At 66.4% G+C, this 18,806-nt stretch carries 11 protein-coding genes; 3 read left to right on the top strand and 8 right to left on the bottom strand.

Annotation, left to right across the window (positions count from 1 at the left end):
- Positions 1-6: 6 nt before the first annotated feature.
- The 8 genes from AB4Z32_RS06300 to AB4Z32_RS06265 all read right to left on the bottom strand — a co-directional run bounded on the left by AB4Z32_RS06300 (position 7) and on the right by AB4Z32_RS06265 (position 13,693).
- The gene (locus AB4Z32_RS06300) at positions 7-2,454 is read right to left on the bottom strand and encodes a GH92 family glycosyl hydrolase (protein ID WP_441935123.1); all 2,448 of its coding nucleotides are present in this window, start codon (positions 2,452-2,454) and stop codon (positions 7-9) included.
- Positions 2,454-3,389 carry a carbohydrate kinase family protein gene (locus tag AB4Z32_RS06295; protein ID WP_441935066.1) on the bottom strand — a complete coding sequence of 312 codons (936 nt, stop codon included), beginning with the start codon at positions 3,387-3,389 and terminating at the stop codon, positions 2,454-2,456. The genes AB4Z32_RS06300 and AB4Z32_RS06295 overlap by 1 nt, the downstream gene beginning before the upstream one ends.
- A complete protein-coding gene (locus AB4Z32_RS06290; protein ID WP_441935065.1) occupies positions 3,382-4,599 on the bottom strand; it encodes an AGE family epimerase/isomerase in 1,218 nt (405 codons plus the stop codon). Before AB4Z32_RS06290 ends, AB4Z32_RS06295 begins: the two co-directional genes overlap by 8 nt.
- A gap of 22 nt (positions 4,600-4,621) precedes the next feature.
- Positions 4,622-5,608, bottom strand: coding sequence for a LacI family DNA-binding transcriptional regulator (locus AB4Z32_RS06285; protein ID WP_441935064.1), 987 nt, complete (start codon positions 5,606-5,608; stop codon positions 4,622-4,624).
- Between the two features lie 163 nt (positions 5,609-5,771).
- Positions 5,772-8,483 carry a beta-mannosidase gene (locus AB4Z32_RS06280; RefSeq protein WP_441935063.1) on the bottom strand — a complete coding sequence of 904 codons (2,712 nt, stop codon included), beginning with the start codon at positions 8,481-8,483 and terminating at the stop codon, positions 5,772-5,774.
- Entirely contained in the window at positions 8,447-9,967 is a 1,521-nt protein-coding gene (locus tag AB4Z32_RS06275) for a tryptophan halogenase family protein (protein WP_441935062.1), read from the bottom strand. The genes AB4Z32_RS06280 and AB4Z32_RS06275 overlap by 37 nt, the downstream gene beginning before the upstream one ends.
- Positions 9,968-10,023: 56 nt before the next feature.
- Entirely contained in the window at positions 10,024-13,134 is a 3,111-nt protein-coding gene (locus tag AB4Z32_RS06270; protein ID WP_441935061.1) for a TonB-dependent receptor, read from the bottom strand.
- Between the two features lie 349 nt (positions 13,135-13,483).
- Entirely contained in the window at positions 13,484-13,693 is a 210-nt protein-coding gene (locus AB4Z32_RS06265) for a DUF2945 domain-containing protein (RefSeq protein ID WP_441935060.1), read from the bottom strand.
- 195 nt (positions 13,694-13,888) lie between these two features.
- Between AB4Z32_RS06265 and AB4Z32_RS06260 the strand changes: the two genes are divergently transcribed.
- The 3 genes from AB4Z32_RS06260 to AB4Z32_RS06250 all read left to right on the top strand — a co-directional run bounded on the left by AB4Z32_RS06260 (position 13,889) and on the right by AB4Z32_RS06250 (position 18,802).
- Complete coding sequence (locus AB4Z32_RS06260) at positions 13,889-14,410, top strand: host attachment protein (protein ID WP_441935059.1); 522 nt, start codon at positions 13,889-13,891, stop codon at positions 14,408-14,410.
- A 450-nt stretch (positions 14,411-14,860) separates the two neighbouring features.
- Complete coding sequence (locus tag AB4Z32_RS06255; RefSeq protein ID WP_441935058.1) at positions 14,861-17,389, top strand: diguanylate cyclase; 2,529 nt, start codon at positions 14,861-14,863, stop codon at positions 17,387-17,389.
- A 12-nt stretch (positions 17,390-17,401) separates the two neighbouring features.
- On the top strand, positions 17,402-18,802 hold the full coding sequence (locus AB4Z32_RS06250) for an aminotransferase class I/II-fold pyridoxal phosphate-dependent enzyme (protein WP_441935057.1): 1,401 nt from the start codon (positions 17,402-17,404) through the stop codon (positions 18,800-18,802).
- Positions 18,803-18,806: the final 4 nt, after the last annotated feature.

Raw genomic sequence — 18,806 nt, 5'->3', positions numbered from 1 at the left:
TCGTGCTTATAGTGCTGACGGCAGGTCGTCCGCCTGCGTGCCCCAGCCCGCGGTGTCCGGCTGCGGCGCGAGGCGGTAGCCGAGGGTGCCGCCGGCCTGCAGCTGCTCCCAGTCCAGCCACACCCGCGACAGCGGCTTGCCGGCCCAGTTCACCGACTGCACGAAGCGGCGCTCGCCGGCCCTGGCTTCCGGCGCCTCGATGCGCAGGGTATGGCCGTTGCCCATGTCGACTTCGGCGCGGGCGAAGCGCGGCGCATGCAGGATGAAGCGGCCGCTGCCCGGCGTGTCCGGATACATGCCCAGCGCGCTGAACAGGTACCAGGCCGACATGGTGCCGAGGTCGTCGTTGCCGGTCACGCCGCTGGGGCCGTTGCCGAACAGGGTTTCGGCCGCGCGCAGGACGGTGGTGGTCTTCCAGGGCTGGCCCATCAGGGTGTAGACCCAGGGGGCGTGCAGGTCGGGCTCGTTGTTCGGGTTGTAGCGGAACTGGCTGTAGTAGCTGTACGGTCCCACGACCCAGGACTTGCGCACGGCGTTCGGGTCGGCCAGCACGGCGTCGTAGTCGAAGAACAGGTCGAGGCGGCGCAGGGCTTCGGCCTTGCCGCCCATCGCCGCGGCCAGGCCCGGGATGTCCTGGCGCACCAGCCACTGGTACTGCCAGGCCGTGCCTTCGTGGAAGCCGTGGTCGCCGCGCGGGTCGAAGCCGCTGCCGACGTCGGCGAACCAGCTGCCGTCGTTCAGGCGCGGACGCGGGAAGCCGCGCTGGCCGGTCGGGGCATCGACCACCGACGCATCCCAGATCTTCTTCCAGTTGAGGGCGCGCTGCGACAGGGTCAGCGAATCGTCTTCCTCGCCGATGGCCCAGGCCATCTTCGCCAGCGCGCTGTCGGCCAGCGCATACTCGAGGGTCGCCGAGGCGCCGTGGTGGGGGTCGGTGTCCATGCCCTTGGCCATGAAGGTGCGGTCGTACTGCACGAAGCCCTGGCGCAGGTAGCTGGGGTTGCCCGAGCGGCCCTGCGGGCGGATATTGAACGGCGGTACGCCGAAGGCATTCTGGCGCAGCGCCTCATAGGCTTCGCGCTCGCGTCCCTTCAGCGCGCCGTAGCGCCACAGGTCGACCAGGAAGGGCGTGACCGGGTCGCCGGTCATCACATTGGTCTCGAAGTTGGCATAGCCCCAGCGCGGCAGCCAGCCGCCCTGCTCGCGGATCTTCAGCACGGAATTCGCGATGTCGCGCGCGCGCTGCGGGCGCAGCATGGCCAGCAGCTGGTTCTGGGCGCGGTAGGTATCCCACAGCGAGAAGTACTCGTAATAGGTCCAGTCCCTGGCCGTGTGGATGTTGTTGTCGTAGCCGCGGTAGCGGCCGTCGGCATCGTTGCCGGTCATCGGCTGCAGCAGCGCGTGGTAGAGCGCGGTGTAGAACACGGTGCGGTCGTCGTTGCTGCCGCCCTCGATGCGCACGCTGGCCAGCTCGCGCTGCCAGGCCGCCTGGGCCTTGTCCTTCATCGCATCGAAGCTCATCGGCTTGCCGGCGGCCATACCCTCGGCCCGCAGGTTGCTGCGCGCACCCTCGGCGTCGACGTGGGAGATCGCGCTGACCGCGGTGACCGCGCGGCCGTTCTTCAGGTCGAAGCTCAGCCAGACGCCATGCGGCTTGGCTTCGCCCGCCTGGCTGGGGCCGTTCGCGTTCGGCCAGCCGCCGCGGTCGTCCCAGATGCCGTGGGCGATCACCGGGCGGTCGAACACGATGCGGAACCAGGTGGTGTACTTGGCGCCGCCGCAGAAGCTGTTGGTGACGATCTTGCCCTCGACGCTGCGGTCGTCCACCACCTTCACTTCGCTGCCGACCACGTTGTGGCGTTCGTTGGCCTGGCCCAGGTTGAGCAGCACGTGGCCGGTGGCGGCGCCGGGCGCGAAGGTGTAGCGCTCGGCGGCGGCGCGGGTCAGCGCGGTTGCCTCGGCCGTGATGCCGCCGTAGCTGGTGAGCTGGACCTTGTAGTAGCCCGCCTGGCCGACCTCGCCCTCGTGGGTGTATTCGGCGCCGTACTTCTTGTAGTCGAAGCTGCCCGGCTTGCTGGTGTCGAAATCGCCGCCGGGGCCGATGGTGCCGGTCACCGGCAGCACCGGCAGCTGCCCGCCCTGCTCCCAGCAGCCGGCGCCGGACACGTAGGAATGGCCGAAGCCGCGGATCCGCTTGTCGCTGTAGCGGTAGCCGGCGTAGTGGTCGGCGGTCGGGCCGACCTGGATCATGCCGAACGGCGCCGAGGCGCCGGGGAAGGTATTGCCTTCGTCCTGGGTGCCGATGAAGGTGTTGACCGGCATAGGACCAGCTGACCGAGCGGCCGGGATGGCAGCCGGCGCGGACGCGCTCTGTGCGGCCATGGGCAGCGCGAAGGCGGCCAGCAGCGCGACGCACAGCGCCGGCTGGAACAGGGCAAAACGGGTAGGGCTCATCACGGGGCTTCTCCTTCGAGCTGTTCGAACAGTTGTTGCATGGCCGCCGGCGGCGGTGGGGTGGCGCCGGACTGCAGGCAGGCGGCGGAACCGGCCGCCAGCGCCGCATGCAGGTGGGCCCGCAGCGGACGATCGGGATGACCGGCCAGGCTGTGCAGCAGGCCGGCCACGCTGGCGTCGCCGGCACCGACCGTGTCCACCACCGCCACCTTGGGCGCGCGCGCATCGCAGCGCGCCGCGCCGCGGTACAGGCTGGCGCCCTCGCCGCCGCGCGTCAGCAGGCAGATCGCGTCCGGATTGAAGCCGCGCAGATGCTGCAGCGCCTCGTCCAGTTCGTAGTGCGGAAGCAGGCCGCGCAGGTCGTCGTCCGACACCTTGATCACGTCGGCCAGGGTCGCCATGCTCTGCAGGGTCCACGCATACTCCCTGCCCATCACGTTGCGGTAATTCGGGTCGTAGCTGATCCTGACGCCATGGAACTTCAGCTTTTTCGCCAGCGCGACCAGCTTCGAGGCCAGCGGCTCGCGCGCCAGGCTGATGCCGCCGAAGTGGGCCCAGCGCAGCGAATCCAGCCATTCCGCGGGCAGCGCCTCGGGATCGAAGTGCAGGTCGGCGCTGTCGTCGCCGATGAAGAAGTAGCGCGGCGGCTCGCTTCTCTCCACCACGGCCAGCAGCGGCGAGCGCTCCACGCGCTGCATCAAGCCCAGGTTCAGGCCGACTTCCTCGCTGGCGTTCCACAGGGCGTCGCCGAAACGGTCGCAGCTGACGGCGCCGGCAAAGGCGGTGGGCTCACCCAGCACCGCCAGCGCGCGCGCCACGTTCCACACGGAGCCGCCGACGCGGCTCACCCACTGTTCGCCGCCCTGGTGGATCATGTCGGTCAGCGCCTCGCCGGCGCACAGCATGATTGGCGCAGTGTTCGTCGGATCAGGCATCGCCGGCCTCCTGCAGCACGGCCACGATGTCGTAGCAGGCGCCCATGGTGTGGTAGTCGACCTTGCCGGCCGGGCTCTTCTCGTCGCTCAGCTTGCGGTTCTCGCGGTCAAGGATGCGGTACCAGGCGCCGTATTCATGGTCGACCATGTGGGTCCAGCTGTAGGCCCACAGGCGATCGTACCAGTCCCAGTACCTGGCGTTGCCGGTGCGCTTGGCCAGCATGGCGGCCGCCGCGGCGCTCTCGGCCTGCACCCAGAAATACTTGTGCCAGTCGCAGATCGTCAGGTCCGGCGCCAGCGAGTAGCACAGGCCGCCGTGCTCGGGGTCCCAGCCCTTCTCCACCGCCACCGTGAACAGTTTTTCGGCGGTCGGCAGCATCCAGTCGACGTCCTGGTCCAGCACGCCCTTGCCGCGCGCCTCCAGCTGCACCAGCAGCTTGGCCCACTCCGTGAAGTGGCCGGGCTGGTAGCCCCAGGGGCGGAACAGGTTTTCCGGGTCGTCGATGTTGAACTTCCAGTCCGGCTGCCACTGGGCGTCGTAGTGCTCCCAGATCAGGCCTCCGCAGCGCTGCGCCTGGCGCTGGGTGATGTTGTAGGCGACGGTATAGGCGCGTTCCAGGTAGCGCTGTTCGCCGGTGGCCTGCCAGGCGGCCTGCAGCGCCTCGCAAGCGTGCATGTTGGCGTTCTGGCCGCGGTAGCTGGAGAGCGTGCTCCAGTCCTGGCTGGCTTCGTCGGCGTACAGGCCGTCCGCCTCGTTCCAGAAGCGCTTCTCCATCAGCTCGAAGGTCTCGCCGATCCAGGCGCGCGCCTCGTCCACGCCGGCCATCGCCGCATGCGCGTAGGCCAGCAGCACGAAGGCTTCGCCGTAGGCGTGCTGGGTGCCGTCCTCGACGTCGCGGCCGTCCAGCATCCAGGCGTAGCCGCTGCCGTCCGGCGCGCGGTGGGCCTCGCGCAGGAAGCGCACGGCGTGGCGCACGCCCTCCAGGTAGGCCGGATCGTGGAAGTGGCGGTAGGCCATCGCATAGGTGAACACGAAACGCGTGCTGCTGACCAGGTGGCGGTGGCGCGGGTCGTAGATCTCGCCGTCGTCCTTGAAATACTGGAACATGCCGCCGGCGGGATCGATCGCGCGCGGATGGTAGAAGCGCATGGTGTGCTGCGCATGCTCGAGCAGGACGGCGGGGTCGCGGAAATTCGGGAGAGTAGTCATGGTAGGCATGGTTGGATGTGCATCAGTCGTCGCAACTGCTCTCGCGTACGATCATCTCGACGGGCACGGTTATCTGGGATGGGTGGTCGTCTGGTTGGTGAAGCAGTAAATCGATGCCGGCCCGCCCCAGCGCTTCCTTGTCCACGCGGACGGTGCTGAGCGGAGGAATGGCGGCGGCGGCGGCGGCGATGTCGTCGAAGCCGACGATCGCGATATCGTGGGGGATCTTCATCCCCTCGTTCAGGCAGAACTTCATGGCGGCCAGCGCCGTGCTGTCGTTGTAGCAGAAGACCGCATCGGCCGGCTTCGGCAGCGCGAGCAGGCTGCGCATGGCTTCCGCCACCGCCTCCTCGCCTTCGTCGATGAAGGGCATGCTCACTTCGAGGCTCGGGTCGGCATGGACCCTGGCGTCGAACAGCGCCTGGCGGAAGCCGCGATTGCGCTGCTGGATGCTGTAGTGGGCCAGCGAACCGGACAGCATGGCGATGCGCTTGCGGCCGCAGCGCAGCAGGTGCTGGGTGGCCAGGTAGCCGCCGCGCAGATTGTCCGGGTTGACCGAGGTTACGCCGCGACTGTGCATGTCCACCAGCACGATAGGCTTGCCGACCTGCTGCAGCGCGGCCAGCACTTCCGGCTCGAAGAAGCCGGCGCAGACGATGGCATCCGGCTGGTGCACGCGGATCTGGGCCAGCACCGGCTCGGCCGGGTCGACCGCGATGAAGGACAGGGCGACACCCTCGCGCCGGCAGGCTTCTTCGGCGCCCTGCAGCACCGGCGAGAAGAAGGGGCTGGACGCCAGCGTGTTGTGCTGGCTGTGCAGCAGGAAGGCGATGCGGCGGATGCGTCCTTTCTTCAGCTGGCCGAAGTCGTAGTCCAGGCGCATGGCGGCCTCGCGTACCTTGCTGCGGGTCGTCTCGGTCATGCCGGCCTGGTTCTTCAGCGCCCGCGACACGGTGCCGATCGACAGGCCGGTGACCTCCGCGATGTCGCGGAGGGTGGCCTGGCTCATGGCCGCACCTTGGAAATCAAGTGCATGAAGAGTCTCCAATGTCTTTGTTTATTAAACGCTTATGTGTGCGTTTTTCGGGCGTGTTCGATGCTTGCTTACTGCTCGGTTAGTTTTATCGCAGCCGCCGCCCGCGTCAATGACGGCGGCCGCATCGGAGCGGTTTTTAGCGCGTTTTAGTAAACATCTGCATGCCGGCCAGCGAACGTAAACGCAGGGATGTGCGCAGCGATTCGAGGCCGGCTTTCGACGCAACATGGAGCACCACGCTTTCGCCCGGCAGCAGGGTCAGCGCATTGTCGGACAGCTCGGCATCGAGCTCGCCGGTATCGAGCCAGACGGCGCGCGCGAACTTCGCCGCATGCAGTTCGAGGGCATAGCCGTCGCCGTCGCGGCGCCATTGCGCCTGCAAGCCCGGATCGGGCCACTGCATGTCCTTCGCGGCCCTGAAATACACGGCGCCGCGCGACGCCGCTTCGCCGTCGACGCGCAGGTCGAACACCGCGACGGTGGATGCCGGATCGGCGCCGCCGAGCAGCTCGGCATCGGTATAGTCGACGGCTTTCGCCGCCGACAGCGGCGCCAGCTCGACCGGCCTGCGCTCGTCGCGCAGCAGCTTGCCGTCGAGGGTGCTCAGGCGCAGGCGCAGCTCGCCCTTCACGGCATGCGTGCGGTCGTTGAGCAGGCTGACCGTGGTCTTGCCGCCGGGCGAACGCAGTGCGGCCACCGCCACCGGCGCATAGAAGCGGCGCGCATGGAATTGCAGTGCCTTCCAGCGCCCGAACCAGTCCACGCTGGACCAGGACGCACCCGGCCAGACGTCGTTGAGCTGCCAGTACAGGGAACCCATGGTGAAGGGGCGGCTGGCGCGGTGGTGCAGCGCGGCCAGCTCGATGCCCTCGGCCTGCGCCGCCTGGCTCAGGTAGACGAAAGCCGCGAAATCCCTGGTCTCGCCGAATTCGTAGTCCACATACTTCATCAGCCTTTCGTTGCCCTTCCCGGCCAGGAACTTCTGGTGGGCCTCGATCACCGGCGTGGCGACGCCCTGCTCCTCGCGCCTGGCGAAGGCGTCGATGGTGCGCTGCACCGGCCAGGCCTGCAGGCCGTATTCGGACATGAAGCGCGGCGTGATCTCCAGGTACTTCGACGGCGGGTACGCCGGGTTGCCCCAGACTTCCCAATAATGCATGTCGCCGCTCGCGGGCGTGTTGGCGACGTCAAGCAGGTCGTCGCCGGGCGAGCTGGCCCAGTAGGCGATGCCGCCGCCTTCTTCCGCCACGACCTTGCGCAGGTCGGTGCCGAACAGCTGCACATAGCCCTTCCAGACCTTGTCGGCGAAAGCCGGATCGGCGGCCTTCAGCTCCTTGCCCGCTCCCCAGTATTTCCAGGCGATTTCTTCCTCATTGTTGCCGCACCAGAGCGCGAGACTCGGGTGGTTGCGCAGGCGCCGCACCTGGTCGCGCGCTTCCAGCACCACGTTGGCGCGGAAGGCGTCGTCATAGGCCGGCGGCATGCCGCCGCCGAACATGAAGTCCTGCCACACCAGCAGGCCCAGTTCGTCGGCGAGGTCGAAGAAATCCTCGCTTTCGTAATAGCCGCCGCCCCAGCTGCGCAGGAAGTTCATGTTGGCATCAACCGCCGACTGCAGCACCCGGCGCAGCTGGGCCTTGTTCACGCGCGGCTGGAACATGTCGAAGGGGATGGTGTTCGCCCCCTTGGCGAACACGGGGATGCCGTTGACGGCGAAGTAAAAGCTGCGGCCCTTGTCGTCGGGGTCGCGGCGCAGTTCGATGCTGCGCAGGCCGGTGCGCGCGCCGGCCCTGGCAATAGTGCCCTTGCCGTCACCGTTGCTACTGCCCACCTCGAGTTCGTAGCGGTACAGCGGCTGCGCACCATAGCCGTTCGGGAACCAGCGCTGCGGGCGGTCGACCTGCACCGGCAGTTCGATGCGGTTGGCGCCCGCATGCAGTTCGGCGCGGCGTTCGGCCGCCAGCGAGCGCCTGCCGTCCGGCGTGGTCTGCCACAGGCGGAGAATGAAGGCGCCCTCGCGCACCACGTCGAGCGAGGCGACCGCGGCGAGGTCGGCGCGCGCTTCGTCGACACGGTCCTGGCGCAGCTGCAGGTCGTCGATGCGCACCGTGTCCCAGCTCTGCAGGACAATCGGTTTCGAGATGCCGGCGGTGACGTAGCGCGGGCCCCAGTCCCAGCCATAGTGGTAACCGGGCTTGCGCACGAAGTTGGCGGTCATCGCGTCCTTCGGCTCGTCGCCGTAGGGCGAAGGATAGTTACCGAGGAGCTTGTGCGGCATCGCCTGCACGCCCGGCAGCAGCTTCGCGATCGGCGAGCGGAACACGATGCGCAGTTCATTGCCCTTCGCGCGCAGCTTGCCCTGCACCGGCACGCGCCAGGTGCGGAAGGCGTTGTCGGCATCGAGCACCCTGGCGCCGTTCAGCCAGACCTCGGCGTAGGTATCGAGACCTTCGAAGACCAGGTCGTTGCGCGCCGACGCCAGTGCCGTGCGCGGCGCGTCGAAGCGGGTGCGGTATTCCCAGTCGGCCAGGCCGATCCACTGCAGCTTCGCCTCGGGCGCGCCCACGTAAGGGTCGGCAATCAGCCTGTTCGAGAGCAGGTCGGTATGCACGGTGCCCGGCACCGTCGCCGCGCGCCAGGGCGCGGCTTCGGCATGGGCGGCGCCCTGGGCGTTGCCGGGCAGGAGACGGAAGCTCCAGCCCTTGTCGATGCGCACGCCCTCCGGCGCGACGGCCATCGCGGAGGCGGCCGCCACCGCGAGGCAAAACCCCAGCAGCAGGCGCGCGCCCGAACGCAGGAATGGGCGGCCGCTCATCGCGCGGGCGCCTTCCAGTAGCGCTCGATCCATTCCTCGTGGGTCGGCATCGAGTCCACCGCGCGCGCCAGCGAGCCGCGCATGCCTTCGACGAGTTCGACCAGCCGGTCTTCCGGCATCTCGTCCACCATCGGGTGGTAGCCGTGCGGCTCGATGCCCTGCCCCAGCATCACCTGGACCCAGCTCGGCAGGGCGAAGAAATCCTCGCCGTTGCGGAAGTAGCGCCCGTCGGTACGGAACAGTTCGATCGTCTCGCGCAGGGTTTCCGGCACCTCCATCGTGCGGCAGCGATCCCAGAACGGGGTGTCGTTGCGTTCGGTGGCGTGGTAGTGCAGGATGATGAAGTCGCGGATCCGCTCATATTCGAAGGTGGCTTCGCGGTTGTAGCGTTCGATCAGCTGCGGATCGAAGTCGCGCGTGGGGAAGTAGCTCAGCAGGCGGGTGATACCCGACTGCGCAGAATAGATGCTGGTCGATTCCAGGGGTTCCAGGAAGCCGCTGGCCAGGCCCACCGCCACCACGTTCTTGTTCCAGATTTTCTTGCGGATGCCGGCCGTGAAGCGCAAGGGACGCGGCTCGGCCAGCGCCTCGCCGTCCAGGTTGGCCAGCAGGGTCGCGCAAGCTTCGTCGTCGCTGATGTGGCGGCTCGAATAGACATGACCGTTGCCGGTGCGGTGCTGCAGCGGAATGCGCCACTGCCAGCCGGCCGCGCGCGCGGTCGAGCGGGTGTAGGGCGTGATCGGGGCGGTGCTGGCGCTGGGTACCGCCAGCGCGCGGTCGCAGGGCAGCCAATGCGACCAGTCTTGCCAGCCGCTCTCGAGGCTCTGCTCGATCAGCAGGCCGCGGAAACCCGAGCAGTCGATGAACAGTTCGCCGTCCACCACCTGCCCGCTTTCCAGCGTCACCGATTCGACGAAGCCGTCGTCGGCGCGCCGGTTCACCTTGACGATCTTGCCTTCGATGCGCCGGGCGCCGCGCTGCTCCGCCAGTTCGCGCAGGAAGCGCGCGTACAGGGTGGCGTCGAAATGGTAGGCGTAGGCGATGTCGGCCAGCGGCGAATTCGGCGGCGCCTTATGGTCGCCCGGCGCGAACTTGCCGCGCGGCGCCATCACGGTCTGCGGCGAATAGTCGCCGATCGGGCCGGCGCGTCCGGCCTGGCGCAGCTTCAGCCAGAACTGGTGGAAGGGCAGCGGCCCCAGCGAACGGCCGATGGCGCCGAAGCCGTGGATATAGCTGTCGCCGATGCGGGTCCAGTCCTTGAATTGAATGCCCAGCTTGACGGTGGCCTGGGTGCGTTTGACGAACTCGGCTTCGTCGATGCCGAGCCATTGGCCGTTGAACAGCCGGATGTGGGGAACACTGGCCTCGCCGACGCCGACGATGCCGATCTCTTCGGACTCGATCAGGCGGATCGAGGCGCCCTTGCCGAGGTAGGTGGCGAGGGCCGCGGCGGCCATCCATCCCGCGCTGCCGCCACCGACGATGGTGATGCTGGTGATACGGTTCTGCGTGCTCATTGCGTCCTCCAAAAAAAACTCCCCGGCCTGACGAAGCCGGGGAGGAAGGGGTGGACTCAGAACTTGTAGTTCAGGCCCACATACGCAATACGGCCGGCGTAGCCGCTCGAGTAGAAGCGGTCCTTGGTGTCGTTGCCCAGGTGAGCACGGGTCTCCTGCCTGGTCAGGTTCAGCACCGAAGCGGTCAGGCTCAATTGCTTGGTGATGTTGTAGGCCGCGTTCAGGTCGATCTGGCTGTACGGATCCTCATACACGTTCAGGCCGTTCTGCAGACCGTCCACCACTTCGCCGCGGCGGTTGTACGAAGCGCGCAGCAGCAGCTTGTCGGTTTCGTAGAACACCGTCAGGTTGAGCTGGTTCTTCGCGCTGCCGACCAGCGGCGACTGGCCGACTTCGGTACCGTCTTCCAGCGTGATGGCGGCCTGGTTAGTCTTGTTGTACGTGTAGTTGAACTGGAAGCCCAGGCCGGACGCCAGCGTGTGCTGGGCGTACAGCTCGGCGCCCTGCGACACGCCATTGCGGCCGCCGGCGCTGGTCGAGTAGTTCTGCACCGTCACGTTCTGGCCGCCGACGTTCAGGTTCACGTCCATCACCACCGGTACCGAGAAGTTGCTGACGTTCTTGCGGAACAGGTCGATACCGAGCACCGAGCCGCGCTGGTAATACCACTCCAGGCCCAGGTCGAACTGGGTGGCCTTGTACGGCTGCAGGTTCTTGTTGCTGCCCGAACCGAACCAACCCGGGTTGCCGCCGCCACCGATCAGGCGGCGGTCGTTGACGTATTCCTGGCTGTAGTTCTGCAGGCCGCCCGGCGAAGCGATGTCACCATAGCTCGGACGCGCAATCACCTTCGATGCGGCCGCACGCAGCAGCAGGGAGTCGGTGATGTCGTAGGCCAGGTTCAGGCTCGGCAGCACGTCGTTGTAGGTGCGGTCGAGCGAGCTGACGACGAAGGACTGGGTCCGTGCGATGCTGTCCGGCAGGGTCGTGAAGCCGCTGACGCAGCCCGAACCGGCCGGTGCGCCGGCAGCCGGGGCGCCGCCTGCCAGGCAAGGCGCCGGCGTGCCGTTGGCGCCGTTAAAGAAGTAGTCCTTGTAGTTCTCGACCTGGTCGGTCGAGTCGGCATGCTGCTTGGTCCGTACGAAGCGCACGCCCACGTTGCCGCGCAGGCGGTCGGCCTTGATGTTGGCCTGCAGGTAGGCCGAGGAGATCTTCTCGTCGACGTTGTAGACGAAGTTGTCTTCGTTACGCGTCTGCATCTGACCGTAGGTCTTGTTCAGGTAATTGACGTAGCTCGCGTAGTCGATCGCCGGGAAAGCGCTGGCCTTGATGCCGCCGGCGATATTGCCCAGGGACTGGCCGTACAGGAAGGACGGCTGGAACTTGTTGGCGGTCGGGTCGCAACCGGCCTGGTAGCGGTTGTCGTAGTTGGCCGGATCCTTGCCCGGGCACACCCAGTAGTTGTTGCCGGTGTTGCGGTGGATGCCGCCGTCACGGTACTTGGCGCCGAACTGCAGCGAATCCAGGAATCTGACGTCCGTATGCCAGGTGAAGTCGGCCTGGGCGTATTTCTGCTGGTTGCTGTTGCGGGTCCACGAGGACGAAGTCGAACCGAGGTCGATCTCGCCGATGCCCTTCGCCAGGTTGGCCATCAGCTCGGGCGAGAAGGTCATGGTCGGCGTGCCGGCCGTGCTCCAGGCGCTGGCGTAGTTACCGAGGGTCCAGCTGCCGTCCGCATTCTGCACGCGCGGCTTGATCGGCATGCTGAACTGCAGCGACGGACCGCCGCCGGCCCAGGTACGGCCGGCCTTGAAGTCGGCGTCCAGCGACTCGCCGCGCCATTCGGCGCCGATGTCGAAGACCTGCGAGCGCGCTTTTTCGCGGTTGTAGCTGCCGGTAATCTGCGGGGTCGGGATGGTGCAGTCGTCCGGACCCCAGCCGCCCGGTTTCTGGCCGGCGGCCTTGGCCTGGTCTTCGCTGCAGTAATAGGTCTTGCCCGGATGGGCGCTGTAGTTCGCGCCGGTGACGATGGTACCGCTCTTGTCGAAGGTCAAGCCATCGAGCATGCGGCCGCCCGGCCAGTTGCCGTCGCCGTCATAACGGGCCAGGTTCCATTCCGGAACCTTCAGCGTATTGGTCTGCGAGTTCTGCGACAGGTCGAAGCGGAAGTAGTTGGCCGTCAGGTTCAGGTTGCGCATCGGCTTGAACTGCAAGGTCAACTGGCCGCCCTTGCGCTCGCGGTCTTCGGTCTTGATGCTCTCGTTGACCGAGGTCGGCATCATGAAGTTGGTGTAGTACTTGCCGTTCTGGTCGTGGAAGCCCGACTGGCCCCACCAGTAGGAGCTCAGCTTCGAAGGCTTGCCGTTGACGTCGGTGGCCGGATGCGCATCGTAGTCGTCGCCATACCACTGCCAGTTCTCGGTGCTGGCGCTCATGGTGCGGGTGGTGCGCTTCTGCTGGGTGTAGCCGACCAGGATGCCGAAGCGGTTGCTCTCGTCGTGCCAGGCGTACTGGCCGGAGAACTGGCCGTCGCCCTTCTTGGTCGTGTCGGCCCAGGTGCCTTCGGCGTTGACGAAGCCGCTGCCCGACTTCACGTCCAGCGGACGGCGGGTGTGCAGGATCACGGTGCCGCCGATGCCGCCTTCGTCGATGCGCGCTTCCGGCGTCTTGAACAGCTCGGCGCTGGACAGCATGTTCGACGGCATCAGGGTGTAGTTGAACGAACGGGTCGGATCGCCGTTCGATTCGGCGGTGGCGACGTAGTTGCCGTTCAGTTCGGTCAGGGTCAGCTCCGACGACAGGCCGCGAACGCTGACGTTCTTGCCCTCGCCGCCGCTGCGGTCGATGATCACGCCCGGCACGCGCTGCAGCGCGTCGGCCACGTTTTTGTCGGGGAATTTACCGATATCCTCGGCGGTCACCACGTCGACGATCGCATTCGCTTCGCGCTTCTGGTCGAGGCTCTTCTGGATCGAATAGCGGTAGCCGGTCACCACCACTTTTTCCGGCGTCTTGGAATCCGCCTGGGTATCGGCCGCGGTGTCGGCCTGCGCGGTTTGCGCCTGGGCGGTGGCAATGCTCAACAGCGCCATGGCGACTGCCGTGGCAATGGGGGTCGCGCACAGGCGCATGCCCTGTCGCGATGCAAGAACGTTCCTGAACATCATGTGAAGTCTCCTTATCGTGCCCTATGAATGGGCTTCTTTTCTGCAACCCGGTGACAGGCTCAGGGAACATTTACTAAACGGTCCTGGCAGCCCCCTACGCCTTCGGGCATCGCAATTCGCCCTGTAGCGTTTATACAAAAGTTGCCGGAGGGAGCTCAACAAGATTCAAAAAAAGGCACGCAGTTTAGCCGTGTTTTCGTAAACATCGCCCGCATCGCGCACGCCATCCGCACGGGCGCCCGCCGGGCGGGCCTACCCTTGTTTCATAAACGGCGGGGAACGGTCCATTGCGGACCGGCGCGGGGGAGCCTGGCGCGTACTGCGCCATGGCGTCGAATCGGGGGAGCGGTCAGATTTTCTTGAGTGCCGATGGCTTGTGCGCAGCCTCGGCCCCGGTTTCGTCGCTGACGACCAGGTATTCCGGATTCTCTTCCGAGGCGGCCACGTGGTGGCCCTTGATCTCGGTCGGCGCGGTCAGCTTCTTCCTGACCGTGCCGCGCACCGTGCCCTGCGATGAATGCCATTCCACCTTGTCGCCCGCCTTGAACGTCTGGCTCATGATGCCTCCTTGTCCTGGACAGCCATTTGAACATGGCAACCTCCCGCGCCGCGTACCTTACCGCCCGGATACGTGACGCCAGCCATTTGCAACCTTGGCTATACTGAATTCAAGCCATGATCGGCGTGCAAGTCGGGCTTTCCCGGATGCAAACGCCGATTCACCTTCACGCTTCATAGACTGACAGGGGGGTATATGCAGACGACCTGGATTGTGTCGGCCAACGCGGGCCGAGCGAGGATTTTTTCGGAAGCCGATCCGTCGGAACCGCTGGAAGAAATCGAAGACATGGTCAATTCCGCCGCGCGCCTGCGCACCTCGGACATCAACACCGACGAGGCCGGGCGCACGGCCGCCGGCAGCAGCAGCCACAACATCGGCGGCAACGAGGCGGCGGGCTTCGCCCACAGTACCAAGAGCGGCGCACCCAACAAGACTTACCAGCCGGCCCAGACGCCGCAGGAGCACGAAGCCGAGCTGTTCGCGAAGGACATCTCGAAATACCTGATGGACGCCCACCAGGAAGGCCGTTTCCAGCAGCTGGTCATTTCCGCCTCGCCGCAATTCCTCGGCGCCCTGCGCAGCTACCTGCACCCGCAGATCAAGCCGCTGATCAAGCTCGAGGTCAACAAGGACTACACCCATTCGAACGCGCAGCAATTGCGCGAGCAGATCCGCGAGCAACTGCAGGCCCAGCGCGCCAGCAGGCTGCAGTAAACCTTCACTGACTATCCACGACAACGCCAGCCGGCAAGGTTGGCGTTTTTTCATGTGGCGCCAGCCTGCGCCATCAACTCGGACTGGCCTTTGCGATCGTGATCGCGATCGCGATTTCCTTCCCATCCACCGGCCTGGCGATCTGGAACCGGTGACGACGCCGGCCTGATGGCGGCCAAGCAGCGCCTGCGCGCCGCCTTAGCCGCTCGGACTCAAATTCAATAGTACCGCCGACTTTTTGCACCATTACGGTGCAGAATTGGGGCTATCGTCTTCCTTCTGGCGTCCAAACAACAGCTGAGCCGTTGTCGATACGCATAGTCATCAAATTGATATAGCGCAAGTTCGCGAACATGCTACCATCGGCAAATTCCCTCGGGAAACATTTTTCGAAGCCGATTCTTTGCTGCGTATAACAATACTCAACCGGCAATAAAGCCGAGAGATTCCATGAAAAATATCGGTTCCCGGTTGATAGACCGTTACATGACGGCGATCCACTGGTTTATTCCCGCCGAGGCCCAGTTGAACGCTGCCCAGCTCACGCGGGCGCAGAACGTCGTCAACGCCGTAGTCCTGGCCGCGCTCTCGGGCCCCTTCTATTCGCTGGCCTACTACCTGCTCGGCTTCTCGACCGCTGCCCAGGAAATCCTGGCCTGCTGCGCCTTCATGTTCATCGCGCCCTTCCTGCTGCGCGCGACCCGCAGCATCGCGGTCGCGCGCGAGGTCTTCCTGTGCGCGGTGTTCTTCAACTTCACCTGGCTGACCTTCAACCTCGGCGGCGTCAACGCGCCCACTGCCGGCTGGCTGATCACGGCGCCGGTGGTGGCGATGTTCCTGGGCGGGGTCGCCACAGCAGTGTTCTGGCTTGGCATGAGCTGCGCCGCAGTGGCCGCCATTTATATCCTGCCGCAGATGGGACTTGTGCTGCCGCCCCATCCGGTCAAGGACATGGACCTGCTCTACCTGCTGTGCGACCTCGGCCTCTACCTCGTCATCGTCGTGTTCGTGCTGCTGTTCGAACTGACCAAGACCCAGGGCTTCATCAAGCTGGAGCACGCGCTGAACGTCATCAACGAGCTGGCAATCCGCGACGAACTGACCGGCAGCCATAACCGCCGCCACCTGATCGGGCTGATCGAGCAGGAGCGCGAGCGCGTGGTGAAAGGCGCCCGGGCCTTCTGCGTCTGCCTGCTCGACATCGACTTCTTCAAGCGCATCAACGATACCTACGGTCATGCCGCCGGCGACGCGGTGCTGCGCAGCTTTGCCGTCACGGTGCAGAAGCAGATCCGCGAAAGCGACGCCTTCGGCCGCTACGGCGGCGAGGAATTTCTCTTGATGCTGCCCGAGACCACGCTGGAAGACGCCATGCAGTTTGCCGAGCGCGTCCGCATGGGCATCGAGCGCCTGGTGTTCCGCGACATCTCCAGCGACCTGAAGGTCTCGGTGTCGATCGGCGTGGCCCAGTTCCGCCTGGGCGAGACGATCGGCCAGACCGTCACCCGCGCGGACGAGGCCCTGTACACCGCCAAGTCGAGCGGCCGCAACCGGGTCATTAATTACGGCCAGACCGTCGAACTGTCGCGCGAACAGGCCGAAGCCCTGGCCGATGCCGCGCCGGCGATGCTGCCGCTGGAACTGACCGACACCAGCCAGTGCGATCCGCTCACCGGCCTGCTCGGCCGGCGCGTGCTGCGCGACCGCCTGAACCATGCGATGTCGCGCTCGATCCGCAACGAGCGCCTGGTCGGCCTGATGCTGCTGAACGTGAACAAGTTCAAGGACATCAATGAAGCCCTCGGCTACGAAGCGGGCGACGCCATCCTGGCCCAGATCGCGGCCAATGTGCGCGACTGCCTGCGCGATTCCGACACCGTGGTGCGTTGGGGCGGCGACGAATTCATCGTGATCCTGGAAGACCTGGCCCAGCTCGGCGATGCCCAGCAGGTGGCGGAAAAAATCCTCGACCGCTTCGCCCTGCCGCTGCGCGCCGGCGAGCGCGAATCCTTCGTCAGCCTGAGCGTCGGCATCGCCACCTTCCCGGCGCCGGGCTGCGACATCGACACCCTGCTCAAGCGCGCCGACACCGCGATGACCCGCGCCAAGATGTGGGGCGAGAACAGCGTGCAGGTCTACTCCTCGGACGCGCCGCTGCCGCCGAGCGAGCGCCTGATCCTCAAGAACCACCTGCGCGAGGCACTGGCCCAGGACCAGCTGCTGCTGGAATACCAGCCCCAGGTCGACATCGCCAGCCGCCGCATCGTCGGCGTCGAGGCGCTGATCCGATGGAACCATCCGCAGTACGGTCGCATCGAGCCGGGCCGTTTCATCACCCTGGCCGAAGAGACCGGCCTGATCGTCCCGATCGGCGAATGGGTGCTGCGCAGCGCCTGCGCCCAGAACCGCGCCTGGCGCGACGCCGGCCTGCCGGCGTTGAAGACGGCGGTCAACCTGTCGGCGCGCCAGCTCAAGCATCCGGAACTGGTTGGCCGCGTGCTCGAGATCATCGCCGAGACCGGCATCGCGCCGGCCTGCCTGGATCTCGAAATCACCGAGGGCATCCTGATCGATAATATGGAGATGAACCGCCAAGGCCTGCAGACCCTGCGCCAGGCCGGGGTCCAGGTATCGATCGACGATTTCGGCACCGGCTATTCGAGCCTGGGCTACCTGACCGAACTCCCGGCTGATATCCTGAAGATGGACCGCAGTTTCGTCACCCGCCTCGGCCAGGGAGAAGCCGGTGCGCGCGGCTATGCGCTGGCCGAGTCCATCATCCACATGGCGCACCGCCTGCAGCTGGCGGTGATCGCGGAAGCGGTCGAAACCGAAGAGCAGCTGGCCGACCTGGCGGCCATGGGCTGCGACTTCGCCCAGGGCTATTACTACCACCGTCCGCTGGCGGCCGACAAAGTGGCCGAACTGCTGCGCCAGCAAGCCGCGACCGAACAGGGCTCCGCCCTGCAGGTCGCCTAACAGGAAATATGCATGTCTACTCCATCGATGCAGCACCACGAAGCGATTGACACGGGCGACGATCCGCAACTGGCGGCCGAGCGCGAACTCGCGCGCCAGGTCGACGCCATGCTGGAAAACGGCTCGCTCGGCGGTACCGCGGCCCAGTTCGCGCAGCCGCGCGGCGCCGACCTGCTGCGCCGCACCGAGCCGGTCGAGGCCTGGCACAATGCCCGCAGCGCCGACGGCCTGTGGCAGTACGCCCGTTCGCTCGACGGTGCCCCGCACCCGATCGCCAGCATCCGCGACGAGAGCGGCAATGGCGCACGCGGCATCAATTTCGCGTCCCAGGACTATCTGTCGCTGGCCTCGCACCCGCAGGTAGCCGACGCCGCCGCGCGCGCGCTGCGCGATGCCGGCCCGCACAGCGCCGGCTCGGCTGTCTTGCTCGGCAATACCCGCACCTCGCTGGCGCTCGAGGAAGCCATCGCCGGCCTGGTCGCGACCGAGCACGTGGCCCTGTTCCCGACCGGCTGGGGCGCGGCCTTCGGCGCCATCACCGCGCTGGTGCAAGCCCAGGACCACATCGTCATCGACCAGTTCGCCCACGCCTCGCTGCGCCAGGGCGCCAGCGCGGCCACACCGAACGTCAGCATCAACCGCCACCTCGACGTCGGCCATGTACGCGAACTGCTGGGCGCGATCCGCGCGCGCGACTCCGCGCACGGCATCCTAGTCGTCACCGAAGGCCTGTTCAGCATGGACTCGGACACGCCCGACCTGGCCGCGCTGCAAGCGCTGTGCCACGAATTCGGCGCCACCCTGCTGGTGGACGTGGCCCACGACCTCGGCGCCATGGGTCCGGGCGGCGGCGGCTGCATCGCCCAGCAGGGCATGCTGGGGCGGATCGACCTGGTGATGGGCGCATTCTCGAAATCCTTCGCCTCGAACGGCGGCTTCGTCGCCACCGCGTCCCGTTCCGTCAAGCGCCACCTGCAGCTGTACGCCGGGCCGCACATGTTCTCGAACGCACTGTCGCCGATGCAGTCGGCCGTCATCCTGGAGTGCATCCAGATCATCCGTTCGGACGAAGGCGACTCGCTGCGCGCGGACCTGATGCGCAACGTGGACGGCCTGCGCGCCCAGCTGGCGGGCGAAGGCCTGCACTGCATGGGCATCCCCTCTGCCATCGTGCCGGTGCTGATCGGCAGCGAAAAAGTCTCGCGCCTGACCGGCAAACTCTTGTTTGAACAGTCGGTGTTCGTGAACCAGGTCGAGTTCCCCGGGGTGCCGGTCGGCGCTTCGCGCTTGCGCCTGCAGCTGATGTCCAACCATAATATGCAGCAAATCAAACGCGCTGCACCGATCATCGGCCAAACAGTGGCCCGGGCGCGCGACGCCATCGCGGCCGGAGAAGCACGCCGCCGGCAGTAATCAG

This window comes from Massilia sp. 2TAF26 (genome assembly GCF_052115005.1).
Taxonomy (GTDB): Bacteria; Pseudomonadota; Gammaproteobacteria; order Burkholderiales; family Burkholderiaceae_D; genus Telluria.
The sequence above is the reverse complement of the archived record's forward strand: the minus strand, read 5'-3'. Positions and strand labels throughout refer to the sequence as shown.